Origin of the sequence: Mesorhizobium sp. M7A.F.Ca.US.006.04.2.1 (assembly GCF_004022915.1) — a bacterium.
In the GTDB taxonomy this organism is placed as follows: Bacteria; Pseudomonadota; Alphaproteobacteria; order Rhizobiales; family Rhizobiaceae; genus Mesorhizobium; species Mesorhizobium ciceri.
In genome coordinates this window covers 1-516 of the sequence record NZ_RZQA01001607.1, presented here as the reverse complement: position 1 = coordinate 516, position 516 = coordinate 1, and the positions used below count along the sequence as shown (strand labels likewise).

Here is a 516-nt window from a genome sequence, read left to right as displayed (position 1 = left end):
AAATGGCGGGTTCGGCCTGTGGTCACCGAACCGGTCGGATTGACGGCGGCCAGCGCGCCGATGGTGACGCCATTGTCGAGCAGCGTCGAGGCGGAGCCGAGGCCTCCTTTCAGCCCCGAAGTGAGCGCGCCGGTGCCGGCGCCGATGCTGCCGAGTTGGAAATCGGCGGTGGCGGTTTGCGCGGCTTCATAGCCAAGCTCGCGGTAGGGCGGATAACGGCCCCAATCCTTGTCGCCGCCATTGCGCAGGTCGAACAGGATCGCCGACGGCACGATCGGAACGCGAAAACCGCCGACCTCGAGGCCGATGCCGTGTTCACGCAACGCCGCCTGCACGCCGGAGGCCGCGTCGAGGCCGAAAGCCGAACCGCCCGAAAGCACCACGGCGTGCACCACATCGACGGAATTGTGCGGTTCGAGCAGGTCGGTCTCGCGGGTGCCCGGCGCACCGCCCAGGATCTGAACGCCCGCCACTGTGGACGCATCGCAAAGCACGGTCGTTACCCCGGATTTCAGC

The 516-nt window shown here is 67.6% G+C and carries 1 protein-coding gene; it reads right to left on the bottom strand.

The features are described 5' to 3' along the window. Nucleotides 1-516 (bottom strand): P1 family peptidase (locus EN925_RS39005; RefSeq protein ID WP_164894844.1); only part of this gene is annotated, 516 nt, incomplete at both ends.